The following is a 5,969-nucleotide window of genomic DNA, read 5'->3' as shown; positions in this document are numbered from 1 at the left end:
GGCACGGGTGATTATTTCCCCAAAAAGGTCATCAGCTCCTGATAGGTCTTCCGGCTGGTTCTGAGAGCCGCGGCGATGTTGGCTGCCTGCACCTCTTCCTTTTCTTTCTGCAGGGCAAGCAACTTTTCAGCCCATGCGTTGTATCGAGCTTCCGCCGCCAGGAGCTTCTCCTGCGCCAACGCAATTTTCGCTTCAATCGACGTCACAGATTTCATTCTCGGCATCATCGTCCTCTTCGGGTTCATTGTTGTCTTTTTGATTGGCGGCCGCTGCGGCCAGTGACGCTGCTATCGATGCTGCACCCCTGCGGACATCATCTTCATTCATGCCAAAGCAACTGAGGATGATTTTCTGCGTTCTTGTTACGGCGTGGTCCAGCCCATAAAGTCCGCTTTGCCGTCTCACAAGTTCAATTTTTTCGGCTATTCGTGCATAGTTGTGGGTAAAAAAGTCAAGCAACTACACCGGAAGGCTGTTGTTTAGCGGGCTTTCCGGAGACAGCATGGTTTGGCAAAGGGATTACCAAATTTGAGCAGCATAAAAGCACCATTGCCTTGAGATTTTCAACATTACGAAACCCGTAGGCTTTCCGAATAATCAGCTTGATATTGTTGTTGACGGCTTCGACGCGTGCATTGCTCATTTTTAGCGTGATGCTGTTGAGTATGTTTTGTTCGTGGCGGCGTATCTTGGCGGCCAAATTTTTAAGCTCATCAATACGGCTGTGCCTTGCCCTGTAATACCAACTTTTGAGCTCCTGGGAAGCCTGTTGCGGATCAGTCATTTTCAGGATTAAACGCAGGGCCTCCTTGCTGGTGTAACAGCGGAACAGTACTTTGCTTGTCCGTGCAATCAGCTCCACTTTATGCCTCTGGTTTTCCGTCAGGTTCTCAGGGGCCTTGCCGAGGGCATACAGTGCAGATTTGATTTCATCTGCGGTCTGTTTGGCCTGATTGAACTCTTCCCTTGTTTTATCGTCAGCCTTCGGCCTGCCGCGTTTCTTTTTGAGTTGCTTGCTGATTTGCCTGACCTCCTTGGCTGCCTCGCGCCACTCCTTTTTGCGGACATTATCGACAGCTTCGTTAGCCCACTGAACGACATGGAAATGATCCACGCAACGCTGGCAATGAGGGACAAACTCCCGGATGCAATCATCGATCCAGCGGGCACCATCGCCGGTGATAATTTTGATGCCGGCGCGTTGCTCCGGGGTCAGCAACTTAAAGAACTCTGAGAGGACTGCTTTGCCGTGACCTTTGGACACCCAGACAACGGTATTGGTGTCGTGATTGACGATAACGGTGATGTAGCTGTGTCCCTTACGGTAGCTGGTTTCATCAATGCCGATGGCTCTCAGATTATCGAAGCGCGCCGAGCTGTCAGGTTCTAGAAAGTCTTTGGTCCTTTCAACGCAGCGACCTACTGTTTTCCAGTCGATGCGCATGAACTTACATACGATGCTGCGGGGCAGACTGCGGGCCAGCCAGGCCACCGTCAGATCAAAGTCTTTGGTGAAGCGCGAGCCATGGAAGGCCCACGGCACGGCGGCGGTTACGACGCCGTGTTTGGGGTAGCAAATACGGTAGCTCTCAGCCTGCAGATAGACACGAATGCCGTTTAAATCACCGGCGCGCCAAAGGCGAACCTGATCGTTTCGAGCAGAGTCGTACCTGGGGCTTTTCCTGTTGCAGTGCGGGCACCGGCAACGGTATCCCCGGGTGGCGTGAACCTGGACCACTGCAGATTTTGTACCGTCAGTTTCGTGGAAGAATTCGATGTCCTCGATGACGGTGCCTTTGACATTGAGAAGATGCTTGAATAAAGTGGTGTCCCGAGCCATTCCGGTCCTTATTTTGTGAGTGTTGACAGCCACAACTTTAAAGACTGTGAATGGCTTTTTTTTAATGAAATCTGAAGAAAGGCCGGCAGTCGTGCTGTTCGCCCTGCCCCTATTCGGCGGCCGTTACGGAGAGAGCCCCCGGTACTCGCTACGCTGCATACCTGTGCGCGGCCTGCGGCCGTGCTCGGTATTTCGCTACGCGATTACCGGGGGCTCTCTCCGTATTTGTTAACAGGCTCTCGTTGCCCAAAAACGGTGGACTAACTACCCACACATATGCCCGAAGAATCCAAAAAATAGAGACAATTTTGGCTAAAAATCGTCGAAAACCGGGGTGGACATCGGTGGACGACCATGGGCGAATTTCAGGGCTAAATCTTTGAAAGAAAATAAAAAACCCGAGTTGTCATGGACAACCCGGGACGTATTCCTGGTGGAGGTGGCGGGAATTGAACCCGCGTCCGAAGCAATTTTTCCGCCGAATCTACATGTTTAGCCCGGAAATTTAAGTCTTACTGACAACCCTGCCTTCGGGCGGGCCGGTCATCAGCCAGTCGCTTGATCTCGACCAATGCGTCGCGACACCGCATCAGTCCAGTCCCTGTGAATGACGATGCTGTCGGTTTTACCCGACCCGGACCAGAGACCATCCGGTGCATCGCCCGCGGCCCTTAGGCGGCGAGAGCGAAACGCTCGTTGTTGGCGTTTATTTGTGTCTAGCTGTTTTACGAGGTGACTAGACCTCGACATGCATCGTGCAGCGTCCTATACCCCGTCGAAACCGGAACACCCCCACACGCTGGATCGTGCATATTAAAGGAAGCCGGCGGAATTTGCGCGCTTTTTTGGTAAAAACTGTTGCTGCCGCAAAGGTGCGCACCAAAAAGCAACAAAGCACCAATCAGGTGCATTATGATCATTCTTTGTGCATGGCGAGCGTGCCGGCGCTGCAAAAAGGTGCAAAAAACGCGAATTTCATTTTGGCACGGTTTTTGCTTTATTTCGGACAACACGAAGCGGGTGAGCTGATTTCGGGCCCGGCCGCGACAGATAACGTAAAACACTTCCCTTTGATTCGAGGAGAAAGAATATGACGTCCCCCTCTGACGTTTTGCAGATGGTCAAAGACAACGATGTTAAGTTTGTCGATTACCGCCTGACCGATACCCGCGGCCGTGAACAGCACGTTTCCGTTCCCGCTCATCAGCTCACGGAAGAAACCTTCGAAGACGGTCAGCCCTTTGACGGCTCCTCGATGGCCGGCTGGCGAGGCATTGAAGCCAGCGACATGATCCTGATGCCCGACCCCAACACGGCTCATATGGATCCGTTCCGCGAACAGAACACGCTGATTCTGACCTGCGACGTCGCTGAACCCGACACCGGCAAGGGCTATGCCCGCGATCCTCGCTCTCTCGCAAAGCGCGCCGAAGCGTATCTGAAGTCCACCGGGATCGGTGATCAGGCTTTCTTCGGTCCGGAACCTGAATTCTTCATTTTCGACAGCGTCACCTGGAGCACCGACCCGGATCACACGTTCTTTAAGATCGGCTCGGAAGAAGCCCCCTGGTCTACGAAGATCGAATTTGAAGGCGGCAACCTCGGCCACCGCGCTCCTTTTAAGGGCGGCTACTTCCCGGTTCCGCCGGTTGATTCCCTTACCGACATCCGCGCCGAAATGGTGACGCTTCTGGAGCAGCAGGGCGTGCCCTGTGAAATCCACCACCACGAAGTGGGTGCTGCGGGTCAGTGCGAAATCGGTACTCGCTTCTCCACGCTCGTGCAGCGCGCCGACTGGCTGCAGATCATGAAGTACACGATCTGGAACGTGGCGGCTGCCTACGGTAAGACCGCGACCTTCATGCCCAAGCCCATGAGCTGCGACAACGGCTCGGGCATGCACGTGCACCAGTCCATCTGGAAGAACGGTGAAAACCTCTTTGCCGGCAACGGCTACGCCGGTCTTTCCGAGCTCGCCCTGCACTACATCGGCGGCATCATCAAGCACGCCCGTGCCTTAAACGCCCTCACCAACCCGACCACGAACTCCTACAAGCGTCTGGTCCCGGGCTTTGAAGCCCCGGTGAAGCTTGCGTACTCGGCATGCAACCGCTCGGCCTCGTTGCGTATCCCGCACGTCTCGAGCGCCAAGGCCCGCCGCGTGGAAGTGCGCTTCCCGGACCCCATGGCCAACCCCTACCTCGCCTTCTCCGCGATGCTGATGGCTGGCCTTGACGGTATTCAGAACAAGATCAATCCGGGGGATCCGGCCGACAAGAACCTCTACGATCTGCCGCCCGAAGAAAACGCGAAGATCCCGACGGTTTGCTCGAGCCTGGACATGGCCCTTGACTACCTCGACCGCGACCGTGAGTTCCTCACTCGCGGCGGCGTTTTCAGCGACGACTTCATCGACAGCTTCATTGCGCTGAAGATGCAGGAAGTCACGCGTTACCGCGCAAGCATCGAACCCTGCGAATTCGATATGTACTACGCCGGCTGATATAGGGCGCTCACGCTGAAAGGACGGTGCCGCGGCAAGGTTTTTCCGCGGCCCGCCTTCGGCAGATGAACGCAAAAAAAGGCGCAGTGGTGACATCAGCCGCTTGCGCCTTTTCTTTCCTCTTTTACGGCATAAAGGCAGAGATTGTGTTGAGAACCAAAGAGCCGTGCGGCACGTTTGACGTGCGGCTTTGTGCAGGCGCCGATCTTTTGGCAACATCAGTTGTGGTGCTGGAAAAAACGGGCGTTGTCGCCTGGTGTAACGCCGCGGCTGAAATGCTTTTCGGTGTCTCGCGCCGCAACCTCACCGGGTCTGGTATCGGCCAGTGGCTACCCGCGGTGACGCAGTGGCTCTCGCATCTGCCTGCGCAGGGCGACAAGTTTTCGCCCTACGGAGCCGTCGCGGAACTCTGCCGTCCGATGACCGATCCCGAGCCCGTCTACGCAACGCTTTCGCCTTTAGCGGGAAGCGAGGGCTATCGGGTGCTGGAAATCACCGCCGTGCACGACGCCATGCAGCTGGTGCGTGAGGAAGAGCAGGCGGGGATGAACGAGGCCACCAAGGCCCTTTTGCGAAACCTCGCGCACGAAGTGAAAAATCCGCTCGGAGGCATCCGCGGTGCGGCGCAGCTCCTCGACGCCGAGCTTGCCACAAGCGATGAGCGGGAATACACCGCCGTCATCATCAGTGAGGCCGACCGCCTGCAAAGCCTCGTGGACCGGCTGTTGGTGCCCTACCGCAGGGAAAGGCGTGTGGGACCAGTCAATATTCTCGAGGTTCTGGAGCGCGTGAGAAATCTTCTCACCGCGGAATTTCCGGCGGGCCTTGTGATCCGGCGGGATTACGACGTGTCGGCACCGGAAATCACCGGGGACAAAGAGCAGCTCATTCAGATCTTTTTAAATCTGATGCGTAACGCCGTGCAGGCGATGCATACGCTCATTGACGAGGGACGTGCCGAGATCACGCTTAAAACCCGTATTGCCCGGCAGGTGACGATTCAGCGAAAACTTTGGCGCATGGCCTTAAGCGTGGAAGTGATCGATAACGGGCCCGGCATTGATCCGGCGATCCGCGAAAAGATTTTCTACCCGCTCGTAACGGGCAGAGACGGCGGCACGGGGCTGGGGTTGTCGCTTGTGAAAACCTACGTTGATCAGCACGGAGCGGCGATTGAGGCGGAAAGCGAACCCGGGCGCACGGACTTCCGGCTGCTTTTTCCGTTAAAAGCCGCCTGAAACAAACGAAAGGAACACCGAGGTCAACTCCCCCTGACTGAAGTCAGAGGCTTGGCAACAAGTCTTGGTTGACTAGCCTCAGTCCGTTTTCGGACGGACTCCGTTGGTTGGGAATTCGTTCCGTCGCAAGACGGGACGCAAACAGGCACCGCGGGATGTCGATCCTAGTCCCGCGCTCTGCGGTCTGCGGTTAAAAGCTCTGAGAGGTAGGAGCGGTGCTTCAGACAACAAACCCCTTCCAACATTGGCGAAGGATCACCACCGACCGCAAGGTCGAGCAGACGGAGCCCGTGAGGTATCCGTCAATGGAGAACACTTTGAAAGTTTTTGTGTTGAATATGCGCGGGCAACCGCTCATGCCGTGCTCCCCGTCCAAGGCGCGTCAGCT

The 5,969-nt window shown here is 55.8% G+C and carries 7 protein-coding genes and 1 other RNA gene (1 of these 8 cut by a window edge); 4 read left to right on the top strand and 4 right to left on the bottom strand.

The features are described 5' to 3' along the window. Positions 1–11: 11 nt before the first annotated feature. The 4 genes from BQ7486_RS05570 to ssrA form a co-directional block, all read right to left on the bottom strand. Positions 12–215, bottom strand: a complete 204-nt coding sequence (locus BQ7486_RS05570; protein WP_143182963.1) for a hypothetical protein — start codon at positions 213–215, stop codon at positions 12–14. Then, positions 193–327 (bottom strand): hypothetical protein, encoded by a 135-nt coding sequence (locus BQ7486_RS12365; protein WP_268874076.1) that lies wholly within the window; start codon positions 325–327, stop codon positions 193–195. The genes BQ7486_RS05570 and BQ7486_RS12365 overlap by 23 nt, the downstream gene beginning before the upstream one ends. A 124-nt stretch (positions 328–451) precedes the next feature. Next, positions 452–1,840 carry an ISL3 family transposase gene (locus BQ7486_RS05560; protein WP_074009216.1) on the bottom strand — a complete coding sequence of 463 codons (1,389 nt, stop codon included), beginning with the start codon at positions 1,838–1,840 and terminating at the stop codon, positions 452–454. A gap of 431 nt (positions 1,841–2,271) precedes the next feature. Beyond that, positions 2,272–2,634, bottom strand: a transfer-messenger RNA (tmRNA) gene (gene ssrA, locus BQ7486_RS05555). Positions 2,635–2,673: 39 nt separating this feature from the next. Here ssrA and BQ7486_RS11640 point away from each other — a divergent pair. The 4 genes from BQ7486_RS11640 to iscB all read left to right on the top strand — a co-directional run. Beyond that, positions 2,674–2,934: a hypothetical protein gene (locus tag BQ7486_RS11640; protein ID WP_143183057.1), complete on the top strand. Its 261-nt coding sequence runs from the start codon at positions 2,674–2,676 to the stop codon at positions 2,932–2,934. Beyond that, positions 2,931–4,343: a type I glutamate--ammonia ligase gene (glnA, locus tag BQ7486_RS05550; RefSeq protein ID WP_022373278.1), complete on the top strand. Its 1,413-nt coding sequence runs from the start codon at positions 2,931–2,933 to the stop codon at positions 4,341–4,343. Before BQ7486_RS11640 ends, glnA begins: the two co-directional genes overlap by 4 nt. 209 nt (positions 4,344–4,552) lie before the next feature. Further along, on the top strand, positions 4,553–5,581 hold the full coding sequence (glnL, locus tag BQ7486_RS05545; RefSeq protein ID WP_074009283.1) for a nitrogen regulation protein NR(II): 1,029 nt from the start codon (positions 4,553–4,555) through the stop codon (positions 5,579–5,581). Positions 5,582–5,886: 305 nt separating this feature from the next. Next, positions 5,887–5,969: the 5' portion of an RNA-guided endonuclease IscB gene (gene iscB, locus BQ7486_RS05540; protein WP_204206994.1), read on the top strand. Its footprint extends 1,204 nt past the window's final position; 83 of the gene's 1,287 nt are visible here — the first part of the coding sequence; the start codon lies at positions 5,887–5,889; its stop codon lies beyond the right edge, outside the window.

Origin of the sequence: Duodenibacillus massiliensis (assembly GCF_900128485.1) — a bacterium.
GTDB classification, from domain to species: domain Bacteria; phylum Pseudomonadota; class Gammaproteobacteria; order Burkholderiales; family Burkholderiaceae_F; genus Duodenibacillus; species Duodenibacillus massiliensis.
This window is presented reverse-complemented; position numbering and strand designations above follow the sequence as displayed.

Excerpts from the sequence above, each read along its gene's own strand:
- glnA (WP_022373278.1), top strand. The coding sequence starts at position 2,931 with ATGACGTCCCCCTCTGACGTTTTGCAGATGGTCAAAGACAACGATGTT.
- BQ7486_RS05560 (WP_074009216.1), bottom strand. The coding sequence starts at position 1,840 with ATGGCTCGGGACACCACTTTATTCAAGCATCTTCTCAATGTCAAAGGC.
- BQ7486_RS05570 (WP_143182963.1), bottom strand. The coding sequence starts at position 215 with ATGAAATCTGTGACGTCGATTGAAGCGAAAATTGCGTTGGCGCAGGAG.
- BQ7486_RS12365 (WP_268874076.1), bottom strand. The coding sequence starts at position 327 with ATGAATGAAGATGATGTCCGCAGGGGTGCAGCATCGATAGCAGCGTCA.